The organism is Pseudomonas frederiksbergensis (genome assembly GCF_001874645.1).
Taxonomy (GTDB): domain Bacteria; phylum Pseudomonadota; class Gammaproteobacteria; order Pseudomonadales; family Pseudomonadaceae; genus Aquipseudomonas; species Aquipseudomonas frederiksbergensis_B.
This window is the reverse complement of the sequence record NZ_CP017886.1, coordinates 2,042,174-2,063,656: the sequence shown is the minus strand read 5'-3', so window position 1 is coordinate 2,063,656 and position 21,483 is coordinate 2,042,174. Positions and strand designations below refer to the sequence as shown.

Genomic DNA, 21,483 nt, shown 5'->3' with positions numbered 1-21,483 from the left:
GAAAAAGAGGTGTTGACAGCAGCGAGTAACGCTGTAGAATTCGCCTCCCGCTAACGAGAGATCGGAAGCGCAAGTGGTTGAAGTTGCAAGGGAAACCTGGAAAGCTTCTGAAAATAACCGCTTGACAGCAACAGAGGCTGCTGTAGAATGCGCGCCTCGGTTGAGACGAAAGATCTTAACCAACCGCTCTTTAACAACTGAATCAAGCAATTCGTGTGGGTGCTTGTGCAGTCAGACTGATAGTCAACAAGATTATCAGCATCACAAGTTACTCCGCGAGAAATCAAAGATGTAACCAACGATTGCTGAGCCAAGTTTAGGGTTTTCTCAAAACCCAAAGATGTTTGAACTGAAGAGTTTGATCATGGCTCAGATTGAACGCTGGCGGCAGGCCTAACACATGCAAGTCGAGCGGCAGCACGGGTACTTGTACCTGGTGGCGAGCGGCGGACGGGTGAGTAATGCCTAGGAATCTGCCTGGTAGTGGGGGATAACGCTCGGAAACGGACGCTAATACCGCATACGTCCTACGGGAGAAAGCAGGGGACCTTCGGGCCTTGCGCTATCAGATGAGCCTAGGTCGGATTAGCTAGTTGGTGAGGTAATGGCTCACCAAGGCGACGATCCGTAACTGGTCTGAGAGGATGATCAGTCACACTGGAACTGAGACACGGTCCAGACTCCTACGGGAGGCAGCAGTGGGGAATATTGGACAATGGGCGAAAGCCTGATCCAGCCATGCCGCGTGTGTGAAGAAGGTCTTCGGATTGTAAAGCACTTTAAGTTGGGAGGAAGGGCAGTTACCTAATACGTAATTGTTTTGACGTTACCGACAGAATAAGCACCGGCTAACTCTGTGCCAGCAGCCGCGGTAATACAGAGGGTGCAAGCGTTAATCGGAATTACTGGGCGTAAAGCGCGCGTAGGTGGTTCGTTAAGTTGGATGTGAAATCCCCGGGCTCAACCTGGGAACTGCATTCAAAACTGTCGAGCTAGAGTATGGTAGAGGGTGGTGGAATTTCCTGTGTAGCGGTGAAATGCGTAGATATAGGAAGGAACACCAGTGGCGAAGGCGACCACCTGGACTGATACTGACACTGAGGTGCGAAAGCGTGGGGAGCAAACAGGATTAGATACCCTGGTAGTCCACGCCGTAAACGATGTCAACTAGCCGTTGGGAGCCTTGAGCTCTTAGTGGCGCAGCTAACGCATTAAGTTGACCGCCTGGGGAGTACGGCCGCAAGGTTAAAACTCAAATGAATTGACGGGGGCCCGCACAAGCGGTGGAGCATGTGGTTTAATTCGAAGCAACGCGAAGAACCTTACCAGGCCTTGACATCCAATGAACTTTCCAGAGATGGATTGGTGCCTTCGGGAACATTGAGACAGGTGCTGCATGGCTGTCGTCAGCTCGTGTCGTGAGATGTTGGGTTAAGTCCCGTAACGAGCGCAACCCTTGTCCTTAGTTACCAGCACGTAATGGTGGGCACTCTAAGGAGACTGCCGGTGACAAACCGGAGGAAGGTGGGGATGACGTCAAGTCATCATGGCCCTTACGGCCTGGGCTACACACGTGCTACAATGGTCGGTACAGAGGGTTGCCAAGCCGCGAGGTGGAGCTAATCCCACAAAACCGATCGTAGTCCGGATCGCAGTCTGCAACTCGACTGCGTGAAGTCGGAATCGCTAGTAATCGCGAATCAGAATGTCGCGGTGAATACGTTCCCGGGCCTTGTACACACCGCCCGTCACACCATGGGAGTGGGTTGCACCAGAAGTAGCTAGTCTAACCTTCGGGAGGACGGTTACCACGGTGTGATTCATGACTGGGGTGAAGTCGTAACAAGGTAGCCGTAGGGGAACCTGCGGCTGGATCACCTCCTTAATCGACGACATCAGCTGCTGCATAAGCTCCCACACGAATTGCTTGATTCATTGAAGAAGACGATAAGGTCAGCATCCCTTGATTGGGTCTGTAGCTCAGTTGGTTAGAGCGCACCCCTGATAAGGGTGAGGTCGGCAGTTCGAATCTGCCCAGACCCACCAATTACGGGGCCATAGCTCAGCTGGGAGAGCGCCTGCCTTGCACGCAGGAGGTCAACGGTTCGATCCCGTTTGGCTCCACCATTTACTGTTTGTAGCTGGCTTATTGTAGAGTACAGAAATGAATATTCGAATGAATATTGATTTCTGATCTTTATCAGAATCGTTCTTTAAAAATTTGGGTATGTGATAGAAAGATAGACTGAACGTTACTTTCACTGGTAACGGATCAGGCTAAGGTAAAATTTGTGAGTAATTGCGAATTTTCGGCGAATGTCGTCTTCACAGTATAACCAGATTGCTTGGGGTTATATGGTCAAGTGAAGAAGCGCATACGGTGGATGCCTTGGCAGTCAGAGGCGATGAAAGACGTGGTAGCCTGCGAAAAGCTTCGGGGAGTCGGCAAACAGACTGTGATCCGGAGATGTCTGAATGGGGGAACCCACCTAACATAAGTTAGGTATCTTAAGCTGAATACATAGGCTTAAGAAGCGAACCAGGGGAACTGAAACATCTAAGTACCCTGAGGAAAAGAAATCAACCGAGATTCCCTTAGTAGTGGCGAGCGAACGGGGACTAGCCCTTAAGTGGCTTTGAGATTAGCGGAACGCTCTGGAAAGTGCGGCCATAGTGGGTGATAGCCCTGTACGCGAAAATCTCTTGGTCATGAAATCGAGTAGGACGGAGCACGAGAAACTTTGTCTGAATATGGGGGGACCATCCTCCAAGGCTAAATACTACTGACTGACCGATAGTGAACTAGTACCGTGAGGGAAAGGCGAAAAGAACCCCGGAGAGGGGAGTGAAATAGATCCTGAAACCGTATGCGTACAAGCAGTGGGAGCCCACGTTGTTGGGTGACTGCGTACCTTTTGTATAATGGGTCAGCGACTTATTTTCAGTGGCGAGCTTAACCGAATAGGGGAGGCGTAGCGAAAGCGAGTCTTAATAGGGCGTCTAGTCGCTGGGAATAGACCCGAAACCGGGCGATCTATCCATGGGCAGGTTGAAGGTTGGGTAACACTAACTGGAGGACCGAACCGACTACCGTTGAAAAGTTAGCGGATGACCTGTGGATCGGAGTGAAAGGCTAATCAAGCTCGGAGATAGCTGGTTCTCCTCGAAAGCTATTTAGGTAGCGCCTCATGTATCACTGTAGGGGGTAGAGCACTGTTTCGGCTAGGGGGTCATCCCGACTTACCAAACCGATGCAAACTCCGAATACCTACAAGTGCCGAGCATGGGAGACACACGGCGGGTGCTAACGTCCGTCGTGAAAAGGGAAACAACCCAGACCGTCAGCTAAGGTCCCAAAGTTATGGTTAAGTGGGAAACGATGTGGGAAGGCTTAGACAGCTAGGAGGTTGGCTTAGAAGCAGCCACCCTTTAAAGAAAGCGTAATAGCTCACTAGTCGAGTCGGCCTGCGCGGAAGATGTAACGGGGCTCAAACCATACACCGAAGCTACGGGTATCACTTAGGTGATGCGGTAGAGGAGCGTTCTGTAAGCCTGTGAAGGTGAGTTGAGAAGCTTGCTGGAGGTATCAGAAGTGCGAATGCTGACATGAGTAACGACAATGGGTGTGAAAAACACCCACGCCGAAAGACCAAGGTTTCCTGCGCAACGTTAATCGACGCAGGGTTAGTCGGTCCCTAAGGCGAGGCTGAAAAGCGTAGTCGATGGAAAACAGGTTAATATTCCTGTACTTCTGGTTATTGCGATGGAGGGACGGAGAAGGCTAGGCCAGCTTGGCGTTGGTTGTCCAAGTTTAAGGTGGTAGGCTGGACTCTTAGGTAAATCCGGGGGTCTAAGGCCGAGAGCTGATGACGAGTGTTCTTTTAGAACACGAAGTGGTTGATGCCATGCTTCCAAGAAAAGCTTCTAAGCTTCAGGTAACCAGGAACCGTACCCCAAACCGACACAGGTGGTTGGGTAGAGAATACCAAGGCGCTTGAGAGAACTCGGGTGAAGGAACTAGGCAAAATGGCACCGTAACTTCGGGAGAAGGTGCGCCGGTGAGGGTGAAGGACTTGCTCCGTAAGCCCATGCCGGTCGAAGATACCAGGCCGCTGCGACTGTTTATTAAAAACACAGCACTCTGCAAACACGAAAGTGGACGTATAGGGTGTGACGCCTGCCCGGTGCCGGAAGGTTAATTGATGGGGTTAGCTAACGCGAAGCTCTTGATCGAAGCCCCGGTAAACGGCGGCCGTAACTATAACGGTCCTAAGGTAGCGAAATTCCTTGTCGGGTAAGTTCCGACCTGCACGAATGGCGTAACGATGGCGGCGCTGTCTCCACCCGAGACTCAGTGAAATTGAAATCGCTGTGAAGATGCAGTGTATCCGCGGCTAGACGGAAAGACCCCGTGAACCTTTACTATAGCTTTGCACTGGACTTTGAATTTGCTTGTGTAGGATAGGTGGGAGGCTTTGAAGCGTGGACGCCAGTTCGCGTGGAGCCAACCTTGAAATACCACCCTGGCAACTTTGAGGTTCTAACTCAGGTCCGTTATCCGGATCGAGGACAGTGTATGGTGGGTAGTTTGACTGGGGCGGTCTCCTCCTAAAGAGTAACGGAGGAGTACGAAGGTGCGCTCAGACCGGTCGGAAATCGGTCGTAGAGTATAAAGGCAAAAGCGCGCTTGACTGCGAGACAGACACGTCGAGCAGGTACGAAAGTAGGTCTTAGTGATCCGGTGGTTCTGTATGGAAGGGCCATCGCTCAACGGATAAAAGGTACTCCGGGGATAACAGGCTGATACCGCCCAAGAGTTCATATCGACGGCGGTGTTTGGCACCTCGATGTCGGCTCATCACATCCTGGGGCTGAAGCCGGTCCCAAGGGTATGGCTGTTCGCCATTTAAAGTGGTACGCGAGCTGGGTTTAGAACGTCGTGAGACAGTTCGGTCCCTATCTGCCGTGGACGTTTGAGATTTGAGAGGGGCTGCTCCTAGTACGAGAGGACCGGAGTGGACGAACCTCTGGTGTTCCGGTTGTCACGCCAGTGGCATTGCCGGGTAGCTATGTTCGGAATAGATAACCGCTGAAAGCATCTAAGCGGGAAACTAGCCTCAAGATGAGATCTCACTGGAACCTTGAGTTCCCTGAAGGGCCGTCGAAGACTACGACGTTGATAGGTTGGGTGTGTAAGCGCTGTGAGGCGTTGAGCTAACCAATACTAATTGCCCGTGAGGCTTGACCATATAACACCCAAGCAATTTAGTGACTCGAAAGGGCGCCAGATTGCGGTGTGTGAAGACGAAGTAAACCGAAAGTTTGCGATTCACAAAGCACCGAGCTATCACATACCCATTTGCTGGAGCGTTGCGCGAGTGACGACCTGGCTACCGAATTTCTTGACGACCATAGAGCATTGGAACCACCTGATCCCATCCCGAACTCAGCAGTGAAACGATGCATCGCCGATGGTAGTGTGGGGTTTCCCCATGTGAGAGTAGGTCATCGTCAAGATTAAATTCCGAAACCCCTATCTGCGTATGCAGGTAGGGGTTTTGTTTTGCCTGCGAGAAAGTTCGTACGGCAACATCGGACGGCTCCCGGCTGTCACAGTCACCCGACAATGCTAAGGTTCGGCCCTAGCTTTTGCATTTCTCCAAGGAAGCCCTTATGGCGGATGCCTCGTTCCTCAGTGCTGGTTTTATGGTTGTTCACGGCAACCGCCTGGACGAACTGCGTAGCCTGGTGGTCAGTTGGATGCGGCGTTATCCGCTTGCGCCCCTGGAAAATGAAATTGCTCTGGTGCAGAGCAACGGTATTGCCCAATGGCTGAAACTGGCATTGGCCGAAGACCCTGAAGATGACGACATGGGCGGCTGTGGAATAGCCGCGGCCATTGATGTGCAGTTACCCGGCAGCTTTATGTGGCAACTCTATCGATCAGTGCTCGGGCGTGATGAAATTCCAGCGAAGTCGTTGTTGGACAAGGCTCCGCTGACTTGGCGATTGATGCGTCTGTTGCCAGAGTTGATCGGTAAACCGCACTTCGAACCTCTGCAACGCTTCCTGACTCACGATACCGACCTGCGTAAACGTTATCAGCTCGCTGAGCGGCTCGCGGATCTGTTTGACCAGTATCAAGTGTACCGGGCGGACTGGCTGGAAGATTGGGCAGCAGGCCGTCATCAACTGCGTAACGGTAGAGGTGAAAGCAAACCGCTCACGTCGGCTAACTGCTGGCAGGCTGAGTTGTGGCGTGCACTGTTGCTGGACGTCGGTGAGCAAGGTATGGCACAGAGCCGTGCAGGCGTTCACCAACGCTTCATCGAGACAATCAATGGTCTGGACACTGCACCTAAGGGATTACCTTCACGGGTGATCGTTTTCGGAATTTCTTCGCTACCCGCTCAAGCCCTGGAAGCACTCGCAGGATTGGCTCGCTTCAGCCAGGTTCTGCTCTGTGTGCACAACCCATGTCGTCACCACTGGGCAGACATCGTCGCCGATAAAGACCTTTTAAGGCATCAATACAAGCGACAGGCGCGTAAGACCGGGATGCCGGTCGTACTTGACCCACAAACCCTGCATCAACATGCTCACCCGCTGCTGGCCGCCTGGGGCAAGCAAGGGCGCGACTACATCAACCTGCTCGACAGTTATGACGATCCCAACAGCTATCGATCAGCTTTTCGCGATGGACGTATCGATCTTTTCAGCGAAAGTCAGCCGTCGAACATGCTCAATCAATTGCAGGACGACATCCTCGAGTTGCGTCCGTTAAATGAAACTCGCCTACTCTGGCCTGCGGTCGATTTGAAGCAGGACGAGTCGATCCGTTTTCACATTGCCCATAGTGCACAGCGTGAAGTGGAGATACTCCACGATCAACTGCTTGCGCGCTTCAGCGCAGACCCGCAGTTGCGCCCACGCGATGTAATCGTGATGGTTCCAGACATCGACAGTTACGCTCCACACATCCGCGCCGTGTTCGGTCAACTTGGGCGGGAGGATCGGCGCTTTATCCCATTTACGCTGACCGACCAGGGCCAGCGTGGTCGTGACCCGCTGCTGATCGCGGTCGAGCATTTGCTAAAACTGCCTGACAGCCGTTTCCCGGTTAGCGAGATCCTCGACTTGTTGGACGTTCCGGCATTGCGCGCTCGATTCGGAGTAGAGGAGCGCGACCTGCCGACATTGCATCGCTGGATTGAAGGGGCTGGTGTTCGCTGGGGTATGAACGCTGAACAGCGTGCCGGTCTTGGTTTACCGGATGAGCTTGAGCAAAACAGTTGGCGTTTTGGCTTGCGTCGCATGCTCTTGGGTTACGCGGTTGGCAGTGGTCATTCCTGCGATGGCATCGAACCTTATGATGAGATTGGCGGACTGGACGCGGCACTGATCGGCCCGTTGGTAGCGTTACTCGATGCTTTGCAGATCGCTCACAAAGAACTCACACAACCGGCATCGCCCGAACAATGGGGTGTGCGTCTGCAAGCGTTGATGCAGCTGTTTTTCCTGGCAAGTAATGAGCACGACGACTATCTGCTGGCCCAGCTCGAGTTACTCCGTGAAACCTGGCTGGAGACCTGCGAATCGGTTGGTTTGCACGACGAATTGCCGCTGACGGTGGTCCGTGAAGCCTGGTTGGCCGGTCTCGATCAGGGGCGCTTGTCCCAACGTTTCCTGGCAGGCGCAGTGAACTTCTGCACGTTGATGCCGATGCGTGCGATCCCTTTCAAACTCGTTTGCCTGCTGGGCATGAACGACGGTGATTATCCGCGTGCGCAACCGCCACTGGACTTCGATCTGATGGGCAGCGATTACCGCCCCGGTGATCGGTCTCGGCGAGAAGATGATCGTTATCTGTTGCTCGAGGCCCTGCTCTCGGCGCGGGATCAGCTCTACATCAGCTGGGTCGGACGCAGCATTCGCGACAATAGCGAGCGCCCCGCATCGGTGTTGATCGGTCAGTTGCGCGACCATCTGGCTAATGGCTGGCAGCTCGCCGATGACGGTGAAGCGCTCCTTGAGGCGATGACTCAGGAGCATCCATTACAACCCTTCAGTGCCCGTTACTTCCATGAAGGTGATCAATTGTTCAGCTATGCCCGGGAATGGCAGCTGTTGCATGAGAAGCGCGACCGCGCTCCAGCCTTGGAAGTGCTTGATGCCTATGTTCAGGAAGAGCCGCTGAGTTTTGCTCAGCTACAGGATTTCCTGCGCAACCCCGTGCGCCATTTTTTCAGTCAGCGTCTCAAGGTGTTTTTCGAAGCGGTTGAAGCGCCCTTGGCTGATGAAGAACCCTTCGTGCTCGACGCATTGCAACGCTACAACCTGAGCGACAGCTTGCTTGAAGCTGCACTGGCTAGCCCGGATCAACCTGATCATGCTCTGCATGCGCAGGCTAAAAGGTTGCAGGACAGCGGCTTGCTGCCGATGGCCGGTTTCGGCGAATGTTTGCAACGCGAGTTGATCGAGCCATTGCCGGATCTGCTGCAACGTTATCAACAGTTGCTGGTGTTGTGGCCAACACCGCAAAACAGTGCGTTGCCGGTGACGCTCCAATTGCAGGGAGTGAGCCTGGAAGGCTGGCTCAGCGGTCTGCATCAACGCAGTGATGGCGGGTTGCTGGCTGTCACTACGATCCCCAATAGCATTGGTTCGATCAAGACCCGCAAATGGCATCGTCTGACCCGACCTTGGGTTAACCACCTGGTGGCCTGCGCGAGCGGCTTGTCGATGACCACGGGGTTGGTGGCCAGTGACGATACCTTGCTGCTCGCACCTATCGAACAAGACGCGGCGCTGAAAATTCTCGGCAATCTTTTGCAGGCCTGGCAATCAGGTATGCGTCAGCCATTGCCCGTAGCGGTAAAAACTGCGTTCGCCTGGCTGGGGCAGACTGACCCGGTCAAAGCCGAGGCTGCCGCTCGCAAGGCCTATGAAGGCGACGGTCAGACCACCGATGGCGAGCGTCGCGAAAGTCCTGCACTGGCTCGCCAGTTTGCTGATTACAACGCCTTGGTTGCCGATGAAACCTTTGTCGATTGGTGTGACGCGCTCTATCGTCCGCTGCTCGAAGCCCCTTGGCGCTCATTGACCAGTGAGGAGTCGCAGTCATGACGGCAAAAGTCTCTCTGGCATTAGCCTTCCCGCTTCGCGGCAGCCAATTGATCGAAGCCAGTGCCGGCACTGGCAAGACGTTCACCATTTCCGCGCTTTATCTGCGCCTGGTGCTTGGGCACGGTGACGAGTCTGCCGGATTTGGCCGCGAGCTCTTGCCACCGCAAATCCTTGTGGTGACCTTCACCGACGCCGCCACCAAGGAACTGCGTGAACGTATCCGTACTCGTCTTGCCGAGGCAGCACGGTTTTTCCGTGACGAAACTCCAGCGCCCGACAGCCTGATTACCGAGTTGCGTGGGCAGTTCAGTCCCGAGCAGTGGTCCGGCTGTGCGAACCGTTTGGACATCGCCGCACAGTGGATGGATGAGGCAGCAGTTTCGACGATTCACAGTTGGTGCCAACGGATGCTGCGCGAGCACGCGTTCGACAGTGGCAGCCTGTTTACCCAAACCCTTGAGGTTGATCACAGCGATTTGCTCGGAGAAGTCCTGCGCGATTACTGGCGGCTGTTTTGCTACCCGATGCAAGGTGATGCGCTGAACTGGGTTCGTAGCCATTGGGGTGGCCCGGCGGCCTTGCTTCCGCGGGTACGTGGGTTGTTCGCCAGTGAGCGTGACAGCGATAAAGGGAAAGAACCTGCCGAGCTGATCACGGAGTGCCTGCAAGCGCGACGTGATGCGTTGCTGGAGCTCAAGGCGCCTTGGCGACAATGGGCGCAGGAGTTGCGTGAGATCTGTTTGCAAGGCGTTGCCAGCAAGTCTGTCGACGGGCGCAAGATGCAAGCGCGTTACTTCGAGCCCTGGTTCGAGAAAATCAGTGCCTGGGCCGAGGATGACAGCCTTGAACAACTGGATATCGGCACCGGCTTCAATCGTCTGACACCCGATGGCATGGCTGAGGCCTGGAAAGGTCAGGCACCGGATCATCCCGGCCTGAATGCCATGCCCGGCCTGAAAACCAGCCTCGATGCATTACCGACTCCGGACGCTGCTGTCCTGAAACATGCCGCACACTGGGTGGGTGCACGCTTTGAAGAAGAGAAGCGTCGTCGTGCTGAAATGGGTTTCGACGACATGCTGTTGAGGCTCGATGCCGCGTTGCAGGCTGAAGGGGGGGAGCGTCTGGCGACGTTGATCCGCGAGCAGTTTCCCGTCGCATTGATCGACGAATTCCAGGACACCGACCCGGTACAGTACCGGATTTTCGAGAGTATCTATCGCATCGAAGACAACACCCCCGAATGCGGGCTGTTTCTGATCGGTGACCCTAAACAAGCGATCTATGCCTTCCGTGGCGCCGATATCTACACCTACCTGCGCGCTCGCCAGGCGACGAGTGGTCGCTTGCATACCCTGGGCACCAACTTCCGCTCCAGTCATGGGATGGTCGATGCGGTGAACCACGTGTTCCAGCGTGCTGAAGCCCGTGAGCAGGGGCGTGGTGCGTTTCTGTTCCGTGAGAAAAGTGGCGAAAACCCGGTTCCATTTCTGGCGGTCGAGTCTCAAGGCCGCAAAGAGTCTTTGCAGATCAACGGTCAGGCCGTACCGGCGCTGAATATCTGGCAACTGTCCAGCGAGCAGCCATTGTCCGGTGTTGTGTACCGACAGCAACTGGCTGCGGCTTGCGCCAGTGAAATCACTGCGTTGCTCAATGGCGGCCAGCAGGGGTGTGCGGGTTTTGTCCGAGGGACAGAGGATCTACAAGGACTGCTCCCGGCGGATATCGCGATTCTGGTTCGCGATGGTAAAGAGGCCCAGGCCGTACGCAATGAGTTGTCCGCGCGGGGTGTGCGCAGTGTTTATCTATCGGACAAGGACTCGGTGTTTGCAGCGCAAGAGGCTCATGATCTGCTGAGCTGGCTGAAAGCCTGCGCCGAACCGGATGTTGAGCGACCGCTGCGTGCAGCGCTGGCCAGCATCACGCTGAACCTTTCACTGACAGAGCTGGAGCGCTTGAACCAGGATGAGCTGGCCTGGGAGAAGCGCGTCATGCAGTTTCGCGAGTACCGGGTGATCTGGCGCAGCCAGGGAATCCTGCCAATGTTGCGCCGCTTGCTACACGATTTCGAACTGCCTCAGGCCTTGATTGCCAGGAGCGATGGCGAGCGGGTACTGACCAACTTGCTGCATCTCTCTGAGCTGTTGCAACAAGCCGCCGCTGAGCTCGATGGCGAGCAAGCCCTGATTCGTCATTTGTCCGAGCATCTGGCGTTGTCCGGGCAGGCCGGCGAAGAGCAGATTCTGCGTCTGGAAAGCGATGAGCAACTGGTCAAGGTAGTCACTATTCACAAGTCCAAAGGCCTCGAGTATCCGTTGGTTTTTCTGCCGTTCATCTGCTCGGCAAAACCGGTGGATGGCAGTCGCTTGCCGTTGCACTACCACGACGTGACCGGCAAGGCCCAGGTGACCCTGAGCCCAACCCCCGAGTTGATTGCTCAGGCTGACGACGAGCGTCTGGCCGAAGACTTGCGTCTGCTCTATGTGGCCTTGACCCGTGCCCAACACGCTTGCTGGCTGGGCGTCACCGACCTCAAGCGCGGCAATAACAACAGTTCGGTACTGCACCTGTCGGCATTGGGCTATCTGCTCGGCGGCGGCGATAAGCTGGCCGAGTCGGCGGCCCTGAAGCGTTGGCTGGAAGACTTGCAGCAAAACTGTACCGCGTTGAGCTATGGCGAGATGCCTGAAGCCACAGACGAACGTTTTCACCCGCCGCGCAATGAGGCAATGTTGCTCGCACCGCTGATACCGAAGCGCAAGGCAGCCGAGAACTGGTGGATTGCTTCTTACAGTGCATTGCGCATTGGCGACAACCTGAGCGTCGGCAGTGACGAAGCGCCGGAAAGCCCCCAAGCGCAAAAGCTCTTCGACGACGAGCGGCTTGATCCGAATGCGCCACGCGAAGCGCTCGCCAGCGGTGGAGATATCCATCGCTTCCCGCGTGGGCCCAGCCCCGGGACTTTTCTCCATGGATTATTGGAGTGGGCGGGCGACGAAGGTTTCAGCGCAGACCCGAAATCCATCGAAAACGCCATTGCGCGCCGCTGCAACCGCCGCGGTTGGGAGGGCTGGATCAACACCCTGAGCGACTGGCTGCAGCACGTGTTGCAAACGCCGTTACGCATCGGTGCCGAGCAACCACCCGTGGTGTTCGAGCAACTGACCGAGTACCGGGTCGAGATGGAATTCTGGTTTGCCAGCCATAAAGTCGATGTGTTGAAACTCGATGAACTGGTGCGCCAATTCACCCATAACGGCGCTTCTCGTGTGGTTGCCGAACCCGTAATGCTTAATGGCATGTTCAAAGGCTTTATCGACCTGACATTCGAGCACGCCGGCCGTTACTACGTCGCGGATTACAAGTCCAACTGGCTCGGTGCTGACGATTCGACCTATACCGAGCAGGCAATGGAACAGTCGATGCTCGACCATCGCTACGACCTGCAATACGTGTTGTATCTACTGGCGCTGCATCGCCAGCTCAAGGTACGACTCGCTGATTACGACTACGACCGGCACATGGGCGGCGCCTTGTACCTGTTCCTGCGGGGCACTCGGGCACCCAGCCAAGGCGTGTATTTCACTCGTCCGCCACGGGAATTGATCGAACGTCTGGACCGGCTGTTCCAGGGAAAACCAGAATCCAAGCCTGAACCGGCCTGGGAGCAGGGTGTATTGCTATGAGCCGTTCCTTTGCCGATTTTTTACCCACAGCGTTGACGGCCGAGAGCCTTGCGCAACTGACGCCGCTGAGCCGCGCCGACGACCTGTTGTTGTTGCTCGAGCGCTGGGTTGAGCGTGGCTGGCTTCGGGCGCTGGACAAAGCCTTCGTCGCCTTTCTTCACGAACGGGCACCCGATGGCGATCCACTGGTGTTGCTGGCGGCGGCCTTGACCAGCCATCAACTGGGGCACGGGCATGTGTGCCTTGATCTGTTCGAAACGCTCAAGGAACCGGACTTCGCGCTTTCCCTGCCGCCGGAAGGCGATCTGCAGACCGGTACCCTGTTGTTGCCATCGCAATTGCTTGAAGCATTGGAGGGGGCACACTGGTGCAAGGTCCTGGCGTCCAGCAGCCTTGTGGCGCTGGCCGCCGATGGGCGTGACGAGACACTGTCGCGCCCATTGGTGTTGTCCGGCAAGCGACTGTATTTACGCCGTTACTGGACGTACGAACGGCGCATCGACAGTGCGCTGCGCCAACGTCTGGTCACCGATGAGCCAACGCCTGATGACCTGTCCGAACGCCTGAACGGCTTGTTTGGCCAGGCCAGTTCCAGCGCGCAGATCGATTGGCAGAAACTCGCCTGTGCCCTGGCCACCCGTGGTGCATTCAGCATCGTCACGGGCGGGCCCGGAACCGGCAAAACCACCACGGTTGTGCGTTTGCTGGCCCTGCTCCAGGCGCCTGCCGTGGAGGCGGGCAAACCACTGCGGATTCGACTTGCTGCACCCACGGGCAAGGCCGCCGCGCGGCTGACAGAGTCCATCAGTCAGCAAGTTCGCACACTGCAAGTCGCCGATAGTGTCAGGGACAAAATCCCCTCTGACGTGACCACGGTACACCGCCTGCTCGGCAGCCGGCCGGGCACCCGACATTTCCGCCATCATGCTGCTAATCGTCTGCCGCTGGATGTGCTGGTAGTCGACGAAGCCTCGATGATCGACCTGGAAATGATGGCCAACCTGCTCGATGCGTTGCCGGCGCATGCCCGGTTGGTCTTGCTCGGTGACAAGGATCAGCTGGCCTCGGTGGAAGCCGGCGCCGTACTCGGTGATCTGTGCCGCGATGCCGAGGCCGGTTGGTACAGTCCGCAGACCCGCGACTGGCTGGAGGCCGTCAGTGGCGAAGAGCTCGGTTCCAGCGGTCTGCAGGAAGACACCGACGCCAGTCACCCGCTGGCCCAGCAGGTCGTGATGCTGCGTCATTCGCGGCGATTTGGCGAAGGCAGCGGCATTGGTCAATTGGCGCGTTGGGTCAACCAGCAGCAGGCCGATGAGGCTCGCAAGTTGCTGGCCGCCCGCAGTCATGCCGATCTGTTTTCGCTGACCCTAAAGGGTGAACAGGACAGGGCACTGGAGCGGCTATTGCTCGAAGGCCAGGGCGAAGGTCCGCAGGGTTATCGGCATTACCTGAGCCTGTTGCGCAACCAGCGTCCGTCCTTCGACTCACCTCCCGACGATCCCTGCTGGATCGAGTGGGCGCGCAATGTCTTGAAAGCCTTTGACGCGTTCCAGTTGCTGTGCGCCGTGCGCAAGGGACCGTGGGGTGTCGAGGGGCTGAATCAGCGGATTACCGGTGCGTTGCTCAAGGCGCGGCTGATCGACAGTGATCAGCAATGGTACGAAGGGCGTCCTGTGTTGATGACGCGCAACGATTATGGTCTCGGCCTGATGAATGGCGACATCGGTATCGCCCTGAAACTGCCTGAGCGCGATGACCAGGAGGGTGGGCGCCAGGTGCTGCGCGTAGCTTTTGCGCGTAACGATGGTCAGGGCGGTGTGAGGTTTGTACTACCCAGCCGGCTTAATGACGTGGAAACCGTCTACGCCATGACCGTGCATAAATCCCAGGGCTCCGAATTCGCCCACACGGCGTTGATCCTTCCAGATTCGCTGAACCCGGTGTTGACCAAAGAGCTGATCTACACCGGAATCACCCGCGCCAAGGACTGGTTCAGCCTGATCGAACCACGAACCGGGATTTTTGAAGAAGCCGTACGACGCAAGGTCAAGCGCTTGAGTGGGTTGATGCTGGAGCTGGGTTAGCGCACGATACAACGTGACTGAATGGTCAGTTTTTTCCTTCGATTCCAGATGTCGGATTTGCCGGAGTAAATGGCCGGGCCGCGTACTGCGTGGCCTCGCGGGTGTTTCGGTGCTGTGCTATCGTTGCGGCATCATTTCGCTACGATCACCGAGTATCCCTGCATGAAGCTGGCTGTCTGGACGACAGAACGCATTGTTAGCTGGAAGCAGTTGCTGCTGGCCGGCCTTTTCTGTTTGTTGAGCATCCCTGTTTTCGCCCAACCGGATGCGTCAGTGAGCATGGCTGATCAGCGCGCCAATTCGGTCACTCAAGTGGTGTTGGGAATTCTCAGCTACGCTCGCTGGCCGGTGGAGCCAGTGCAATTGCGTTTATGCGTGGTCGGTCCCACCGAGTACACCGACGATTTGCTCAAAGGCACCACTCAAGCCACGGGTCGCCCGGTGGTCGTTCGGCGACTGTTGGCCAATTACCCGGCGATCGCCAGTGAGTGCGATGCGATCTACGTCGGCAAACTGACCAATGAGGAGCGCAGTATGCTCTTCGCCTCTTTGACAGGCCATCCGGTACTGAGCATCAGCGAGGGGGGCGATCAATGCACGGTAGGCAGCCTGTTCTGCCTGCGGGTCAGTGACAATCAAGTCTCGTTTGAGGTCAACCTCGACTCGGTGGCCCGCAGCGGTGTGCGTATTCACCCCAGCGTCTTGCAACTCTCTCGCCGTAAAGCGGCGGCCCCATGAGCTTGTCCAGATCCGGTAACCGCCCAACCTTGCGTTCGGTCATTGGTCGTGGACACCTGATTGTCGCGCTGGTTGGGGTGGCCATGGCCAGTCTGTCCCTGACCCTGCTTGGGGTACTGGCCTTGCGGGTGTATGCCGATCACAACCTGCAACTGATTGCCCGTTCGATCAGTTACACCGTGGAAGCCGCTGTGGTGTTCAACGACAACGTGGCGGCGACCGAAGCGCTCGCGCTGATCGCGTCCACGGAAGAAGTGGCCGATGCTCAGGTGTTCGATGAAAAGCGCCAACTGCTCGCTCGTTGGCAGCGACCGGAAACCGGTCTGGTTTCCGAGCTGGAAATTCAGATCGCCCGAACGCTTCTGGAAAAACCCATCAACATGCCGATTCTCCATCAAGGTCAGGAAGTCGGCAGCATCCTGCTGACCGGGCATGGCGGCAGTCTGATGCGCTTTTTGCTCAGCGGTCTGGCCGGAATTGTCTTGTGCACGGCGGTCAGCGCCTGGGTCGCGCTGTATCTGGCACGACGCCAACTACGAGGGATTACCGGCCCACTGCGCAGCCTGGCCGAGGTTGCTCACGCAGCACGTCGGGAGCGGGCCTTCGATCGTCGCGTGCCGCCAGCGCGAATTGCCGAACTCGACAGTCTGGGCAACGACTTCAATGCCTTGCTTGATGAGTTGGAGTCCTGGCAAACCCACCTGCAAAACGAAAACGAAACGCTGGCCCATCAAGCCAGCCATGACAGCCTCACCGGTTTGCCGAACCGGGCGTTTTTCGAAGGTCGGCTGATCCGTGCATTGCGCAACGCCAGTAAACACGATGAACGGGTTGCCGTGCTCTTTATCGATAGCGATCGGTTCAAGGGTATCAATGACAACTTCGGTCACGCTGCTGGCGATGCAGTGCTGGTTGCCGTGGCGACCCGAGTCCGGGCGCAATTGCGTGAAGAGGATCTGGTCGCTCGCTTGGGTGGCGATGAGTTTGCTGTGCTGTTGACGCCCTTGCACACAACCGAAGACGCCGAACGAATTGCTGAAAAGATCATCGCCAGCATGGAGCTGCCGGTTCAGTTGCCGGGCGATACCCAGGTCATGAGCTCACTCAGTGTCGGCATCGCCATTTACCCTGACCATGGCTCCACACCAGGTACCCTGCTCGATGCCGCCGATGCGGCAATGTATCAGGCCAAACGTCTCTCTCGAGGCGGGCAATTTACGGCAGGGTCGGAGCACTTTGTCGCCAATGTTCAAACCAGAAGGTAACAGTCTTGTTTTCACTGACTCAGCGGTCCCTGCGATTTTTCACCTTTACCTTGTTCATGGCCGTGCTGGCATTGAGCGGCTGCCAAACCGCACCGCAAAAAGGCCTCACCCCGGCGCAGATCGCGGTGCTTAAACAGCAGGGTTTCGAATTGACCGAGGAGGGCTGGGCCTTCGGTTTGTCGGGCAAGGTGCTGTTTGGCAGCGACGTTGATCACCTGAACGCGCAAAGTACCGAAATCGTCGAGCGAATCGGCAAGGCGTTGCGCGGTGTCGGCATTGAGCGCGTGCGGGTTGATGGCCACACCGACGGCTCGGGTAAAGAAGCCTATAACGAGCAGCTTTCCCTTCGCCGCGCCAAGAGTGTCGGCGCGGTGCTGACCAGCATTGGCCTGCGCGAAGAGAACATACAGCTGCGCGGTCTTGGCAGCAGCGAGCCGGTGGCATCCAACACCACCACCGTTGGACGCACCGAAAATCGCCGGGTATCGATCGTGGTGATCGCCGATTAGTCGGCGAAGTGCATCGTTCGGGTTTCCCCCATCAATAGCGCCTGATTCTGCTCGGTCACGGCGCGGATATAATCCCACAACAGGGTAATCCGCTTGAGCTTGCGCAGGTCCTCGCGGCAGTACATCCAGAATTGCCGGGTGATGTTGATTTCCTTCGGCAGCACCGGCAGCAGTCGTGGGTCCTGGGCCGCCAGGAAACACGGCAGAATCGCCAGCGAACGCCCTTGCTGCGCGGCCACGAACTGCGCAATCACGCTGGTGCTGCGCAGGTTGGCGCTGGCGCCGGGCAGCACATTGGCCAAATACAACAGCTCCGAACTGAATGCCAGGTCGTCGACATAACTGATGAATTGATGCTTGCCCAAATCTGCCGGGCGGCGGATGGGCGGGTGTTGGTCGAGGTAGTCCTGAGTCGCGTACAGCTGCAAACGGTAGTCACAGAGTTTGCAGCAGACGTAAGGGCCGTGTTCCGGGCGCTCCAGGGCGATGACAATGTCCGCCTCGCGCTTGGACAGGCTGATGAAGTGCGGCAGCGGCAGGATATCCACCGAAATTGCCGGATAGGCATCGACAAAGTGGCTGAGCTGCGGAGTGATGAAAAAGCTGCCGAAACCCTCGGTGCAGCCCATCCGTACATGGCCGGATAACGCCACGCCCGAGCCGGACACCTGCTCGCACGCCATGTGCAGCGTGCTTTCTATGGATTCGGCATAACCCAGCAAACGCTGGCCTTCGGCGGTCAATACAAAGCCGTTGGTCCGCGACTTCTCGAACAACAACGTCCCCAGCGCACCCTCCAGCGAACTGATCCGCCGTGACACGGTAGTGTAATCCACGGCCAGGCGTTTGGCGGCAGTGCTGGCCTTGCGGGTGCGGGCGACCTCGAGGAAAAACTTCAGGTCGTCCCAGTTCAAAGAGCCTAACGATGTGATGTTTTTTTGCATGTTTGACCGGCTTTTATGTGCGTTCTTATTAGAAGTTTGCACATCTATACTCCAAAAACAGTCCGACAACCAATTTGCGACACACGCCTCATCGCAAGGCGACTTTTTCGCCTTCGCTCCCAAGATAACAACACCGCTTCAGTCACCAGAAGCCAGGAGACGAACATGAACGCATCGCTCACGCCAGAAACCACTGTGCAAAAGGTCAAGCTGTTGATCGACGGTCAATGGGTCGAGTCCCAGACCACCGAGTGGCACGACATCGTCAACCCGGCGACCCAGCAAGTTCTGGCTAAAGTACCGTTCGCGACAGCTGAGGAAGTCGACGCGGCGATCAGCGCCGCTCATCGCGCCTTCCAGACCTGGAAGCTGACACCGATCGGCGCGCGGATGCGCATCATGCTCAAGCTTCAGGCATTGATTCGCGAGCACTCCAAGCGCATCGCCGTGGTCCTCAGCGCTGAGCAGGGCAAAACCATTGCCGACGCTGAAGGCGATATCTTCCGTGGCCTGGAAGTGGTCGAGCACGCGTGCTCCATCGGCAGCCTGCAAATGGGCGAATTCGCTGAAAACGTGGCGGGCGGTGTTGACACCTACACCCTGCGCCAACCGATCGGCGTCTGCGCCGGCATCACGCCGTTCAACTTCCCGGCAATGATTCCACTGTGGATGTTCCCAATGGCCATCGCCTGCGGCAACACCTTTGTGCTCAAACCGTCTGAACAGGACCCGATGTCGACCCTGCTGCTGGTGGAACTGGCCATCGAGGCGGGCGTTCCGGCTGGCGTGCTCAACGTGGTTCACGGTGGCAAGGATGTGGTGGACGCGCTCTGCACCCACAAAGACATCAAGGCTGTTTCGTTTGTCGGTTCGACCGCGGTCGGCACTCACGTCTACGACCTGGCCGGCAAACACGGCAAACGCGTGCAATCGATGATGGGCGCCAAGAACCACGCGGTGGTGCTGCCTGATGCCAATCGCGAGCAAGCCCTCAATGCGCTGGTCGGTGCCGGTTTCGGCGCCGCCGGTCAACGCTGCATGGCCACTTCGGTGGTGGTGTTGGTGGGTGCGGCCAAGCAATGGCTGCCAGACCTCAAGGCATTGGCGCAACAACTCAAAGTGAATGCCGGCAGCGAGCCAGGCACCGACGTCGGTCCGGTGATTTCGAAACGGGCCAAGGCGCGGATTCTTGAGCTGATCGAAAGCGGCATCAAGGAAGGCGCCAAACTGGAGCTGGATGGCCGTGACATCACCGTCCCAGGGTACGAAAAAGGCAACTTTGTCGGCCCGACCCTGTTCTCCGGCGTGACCACCGACATGCAGATCTACACCCAGGAAATCTTCGGTCCGGTGCTGGTGGTGCTGGAAGTCGACACCCTCGATCAGGCCATTGCCCTGGTCAACGCCAACCCGTTCGGTAACGGCACCGGCCTGTTCACCCAGAGCGGCGCGGCGGCGCGTAAATTCCAGAACGAAATCGACGTCGGCCAGGTTGGCATCAACATCCCGATTCCGGTGCCGGTTCCGTTTTTCAGCTTCACCGGTTCCCGTGGTTCCAAGCTCGGCGACCTCGGTCCGTATGGCAAGCAAGTGGTGCAGTTCTACACTCAGACCAAGACCGTCACCAGTCGCTGGTTCGACGATGACAGCGTCAATGACGGTGTGAACACCACCATCAATTTGCGTTAAGGAGCCGGACATGAAAATCGCTTTTATCGGTCTCGGCAACATGGGTGCGCCGATGGCGCGCAACCTGATCAAGGCTGGCCATTCGTTGAACCTGGTCGACCTGAACAAAGCCGTACTCGCCGAGTTGGCGCAACTGGGCGGCACCATCAGCGCTTCTGCGCGTGAGGCCACCCAAGGCGCGGAACTGGTGATCACCATGTTGCCGGCCGCTGTCCATGTGCGCAGTGTCTGGCTGGGTGAAGACGGCGTGCTGGCCGGGATCGCCAAGGGCGTTCCTGCTGTGGATTGCAGCACCATCGACCCGCAAACCGCCCGCGATGTCGCCGCCGCTGCGGCCAGGCAAGGTGTGACCATGGCTGATGCGCCGGTCTCCGGCGGCACCGGTGGCGCTACGGCCGGGACGCTGACCTTCATGGTCGGCGCCACGCCGGAGCTGTTCGCCACCCTGCAACCGGTACTGGCGCAGATGGGCCGCAACATCGTGCATTGCGGTGAAGTCGGCACCGGGCAAATCGCCAAGATCTGCAACAACCTGTTGTTGGCGATTTCCATGGTCGGCGTGAGCGAAGCCATGGCCCTTGGCGATGCCTTGGGCATCGACACTCAAGTGCTGGCGGGGATCATCAACAGTTCGACCGGTCGTTGCTGGAGTTCGGAGATGTACAACCCGTGGCCTGGCATCGTTGAAACGGCGCCAGCATCGCGTGGTTATACCGGTGGTTTCGGTGCTGAACTGATGCTCAAGGACTTGGGGTTGGCCACTGAAGCCGCGCGTCAGGCGCATCAACCGGTAATGCTCGGCGCGGTGGCTCAGCAGCTGTATCAGGCGATGAGTCAGCGTGGTGAAGGCGATAAGGATTTCTCGGCGATCATTAACAGCTATCGCAAACCCCACTAGGGGTTTTTCCGGGAACCCGCGTCGGGCGGGTTCCCGGTTTTTTATTCGGTGAAAAGAAAAGATCGCAGCCTGCGGCAGCTCCTACGGATGTAATCATTGCTCTGTAGGAGCTGCCGCAGGCTGCGATCTTTTGCTGTATCAGGCAAACACGAAATACTTGCGCACGGTCTCGACCACTTCCCACGTGCCTGTCATCCCCGGCTCGATGACGAAAATATCGCCTGCGCGCAGATGGATCGGTTCCATGCCGTCGGGCGTGATCACGCAGTAGCCTTCCTGGAAATGGCAGTACTCCCACTTCACATATTCGACTCGCCATTTACCCGGTGTGCAGATCCAGGTGCCCATGATTTTGCTGCCGTCTTCGCTGGTGTAGGCGTTGAGGTTGACGGTGTGCGGGTCACCTTCGAGTTTTTCCCATTTGCAGGCATCCAGCACCGGCAGCGGGTGGGTATCGCGAAGAACGGTAATGGGTTTGGACATGCTGACTCCGAGCGTTAGGCAGGACTGAAGTCGCACCCTATAGCGCCCGGCACGGTGTCAG

The 21,483-nt window shown here is 57.1% G+C and carries 10 protein-coding genes, 2 tRNA genes and 3 rRNA genes; 13 read left to right on the top strand and 2 right to left on the bottom strand.

Going from position 1 to position 21,483, the window contains the following annotated elements; translation table 11 throughout:
• Positions 1-346 precede the first annotated feature (346 nt).
• From BLL42_RS10155 to yfiB, 11 genes are all read left to right on the top strand, one after another.
• Positions 347-1,885: ribosomal RNA gene (locus BLL42_RS10155) — 16S ribosomal RNA — on the top strand.
• A gap of 84 nt (positions 1,886-1,969) precedes the next feature.
• Positions 1,970-2,046 (top strand) — tRNA-Ile (locus tag BLL42_RS10150).
• Positions 2,047-2,051: 5 nt separating this feature from the next.
• Positions 2,052-2,127: transfer RNA gene (locus BLL42_RS10145), tRNA-Ala, on the top strand.
• A gap of 230 nt (positions 2,128-2,357) precedes the next feature.
• Positions 2,358-5,249, top strand: a 23S ribosomal RNA gene (locus tag BLL42_RS10140).
• Between the two features lie 152 nt (positions 5,250-5,401).
• Positions 5,402-5,517, top strand: a 5S ribosomal RNA gene (rrf, locus tag BLL42_RS10135).
• The 16S, 23S and 5S rRNA genes sit together here with 2 tRNA genes alongside, the layout of an rRNA operon.
• 156 nt (positions 5,518-5,673) lie before the next feature.
• Positions 5,674-9,126, top strand: coding sequence for an exodeoxyribonuclease V subunit gamma (recC, locus tag BLL42_RS10130; RefSeq protein WP_071551935.1), 3,453 nt, complete (start codon positions 5,674-5,676; stop codon positions 9,124-9,126).
• The gene (gene recB, locus BLL42_RS10125; protein WP_071551934.1) at positions 9,123-12,812 is read left to right on the top strand and encodes an exodeoxyribonuclease V subunit beta; all 3,690 of its coding nucleotides are present in this window, start codon (positions 9,123-9,125) and stop codon (positions 12,810-12,812) included. The genes recC and recB overlap by 4 nt, the downstream gene beginning before the upstream one ends.
• Complete coding sequence (gene recD / locus BLL42_RS10120) at positions 12,809-14,896, top strand: exodeoxyribonuclease V subunit alpha (protein WP_071551933.1); 2,088 nt, start codon at positions 12,809-12,811, stop codon at positions 14,894-14,896. The genes recB and recD overlap by 4 nt, the downstream gene beginning before the upstream one ends.
• A 162-nt stretch (positions 14,897-15,058) precedes the next feature.
• Positions 15,059-15,634 carry a regulatory sequestration protein YfiR gene (gene yfiR, locus BLL42_RS10115; protein ID WP_071551932.1) on the top strand — a complete coding sequence of 192 codons (576 nt, stop codon included), beginning with the start codon at positions 15,059-15,061 and terminating at the stop codon, positions 15,632-15,634.
• A complete protein-coding gene (gene dgcN, locus BLL42_RS10110) occupies positions 15,631-16,899 on the top strand; it encodes a diguanylate cyclase DgcN/YfiN (protein WP_071551931.1) in 1,269 nt (422 codons plus the stop codon). The genes yfiR and dgcN overlap by 4 nt, the downstream gene beginning before the upstream one ends.
• 5 nt (positions 16,900-16,904) lie before the next feature.
• Positions 16,905-17,408 (top strand): outer membrane lipoprotein YfiB, encoded by a 504-nt coding sequence (gene yfiB / locus BLL42_RS10105; protein ID WP_071551930.1) that lies wholly within the window; start codon positions 16,905-16,907, stop codon positions 17,406-17,408.
• On the opposite strand, the gene BLL42_RS10100 is transcribed toward yfiB, so the two are convergent.
• Positions 17,405-18,352 (bottom strand): LysR family transcriptional regulator, encoded by a 948-nt coding sequence (locus BLL42_RS10100; RefSeq protein WP_071551929.1) that lies wholly within the window; start codon positions 18,350-18,352, stop codon positions 17,405-17,407. The two genes, yfiB and BLL42_RS10100, sit on opposite strands and share 4 nt — an antisense overlap.
• 165 nt (positions 18,353-18,517) lie before the next feature.
• Between BLL42_RS10100 and BLL42_RS10095 the strand changes: the two genes are divergently transcribed.
• Both BLL42_RS10095 and mmsB read left to right on the top strand, forming a co-directional pair.
• On the top strand, positions 18,518-20,041 hold the full coding sequence (locus BLL42_RS10095) for a CoA-acylating methylmalonate-semialdehyde dehydrogenase (protein ID WP_071551928.1): 1,524 nt from the start codon (positions 18,518-18,520) through the stop codon (positions 20,039-20,041).
• A 10-nt stretch (positions 20,042-20,051) separates the two neighbouring features.
• The gene (gene mmsB / locus BLL42_RS10090; RefSeq protein ID WP_071551927.1) at positions 20,052-20,939 is read left to right on the top strand and encodes a 3-hydroxyisobutyrate dehydrogenase; all 888 of its coding nucleotides are present in this window, start codon (positions 20,052-20,054) and stop codon (positions 20,937-20,939) included.
• A gap of 138 nt (positions 20,940-21,077) precedes the next feature.
• On the opposite strand, the gene BLL42_RS10085 is transcribed toward mmsB, so the two are convergent.
• Positions 21,078-21,422 carry a cupin domain-containing protein gene (locus tag BLL42_RS10085; RefSeq protein ID WP_071551926.1) on the bottom strand — a complete coding sequence of 115 codons (345 nt, stop codon included), beginning with the start codon at positions 21,420-21,422 and terminating at the stop codon, positions 21,078-21,080.
• Positions 21,423-21,483 lie beyond the last annotated feature (61 nt).

What these genes read in the sequence shown, in the direction of transcription:
- BLL42_RS10095 (WP_071551928.1), top strand. Translation starts at nt 18,518, where the DNA reads ATGAACGCATCGCTCACGCCAGAAACCACTGTGCAAAAGGTCAAGCTG.
- BLL42_RS10100 (WP_071551929.1), bottom strand. Translation starts at nt 18,352, where the DNA reads ATGCAAAAAAACATCACATCGTTAGGCTCTTTGAACTGGGACGACCTG.
- yfiR (WP_071551932.1), top strand. Translation starts at nt 15,059, where the DNA reads ATGAAGCTGGCTGTCTGGACGACAGAACGCATTGTTAGCTGGAAGCAG.
- dgcN (WP_071551931.1), top strand. Translation starts at nt 15,631, where the DNA reads ATGAGCTTGTCCAGATCCGGTAACCGCCCAACCTTGCGTTCGGTCATT.
- recB (WP_071551934.1), top strand. Translation starts at nt 9,123, where the DNA reads ATGACGGCAAAAGTCTCTCTGGCATTAGCCTTCCCGCTTCGCGGCAGC.
- recD (WP_071551933.1), top strand. Translation starts at nt 12,809, where the DNA reads ATGAGCCGTTCCTTTGCCGATTTTTTACCCACAGCGTTGACGGCCGAG.
- recC (WP_071551935.1), top strand. Translation starts at nt 5,674, where the DNA reads ATGGCGGATGCCTCGTTCCTCAGTGCTGGTTTTATGGTTGTTCACGGC.
- BLL42_RS10085 (WP_071551926.1), bottom strand. Translation starts at nt 21,422, where the DNA reads ATGTCCAAACCCATTACCGTTCTTCGCGATACCCACCCGCTGCCGGTG.
- mmsB (WP_071551927.1), top strand. Translation starts at nt 20,052, where the DNA reads ATGAAAATCGCTTTTATCGGTCTCGGCAACATGGGTGCGCCGATGGCG.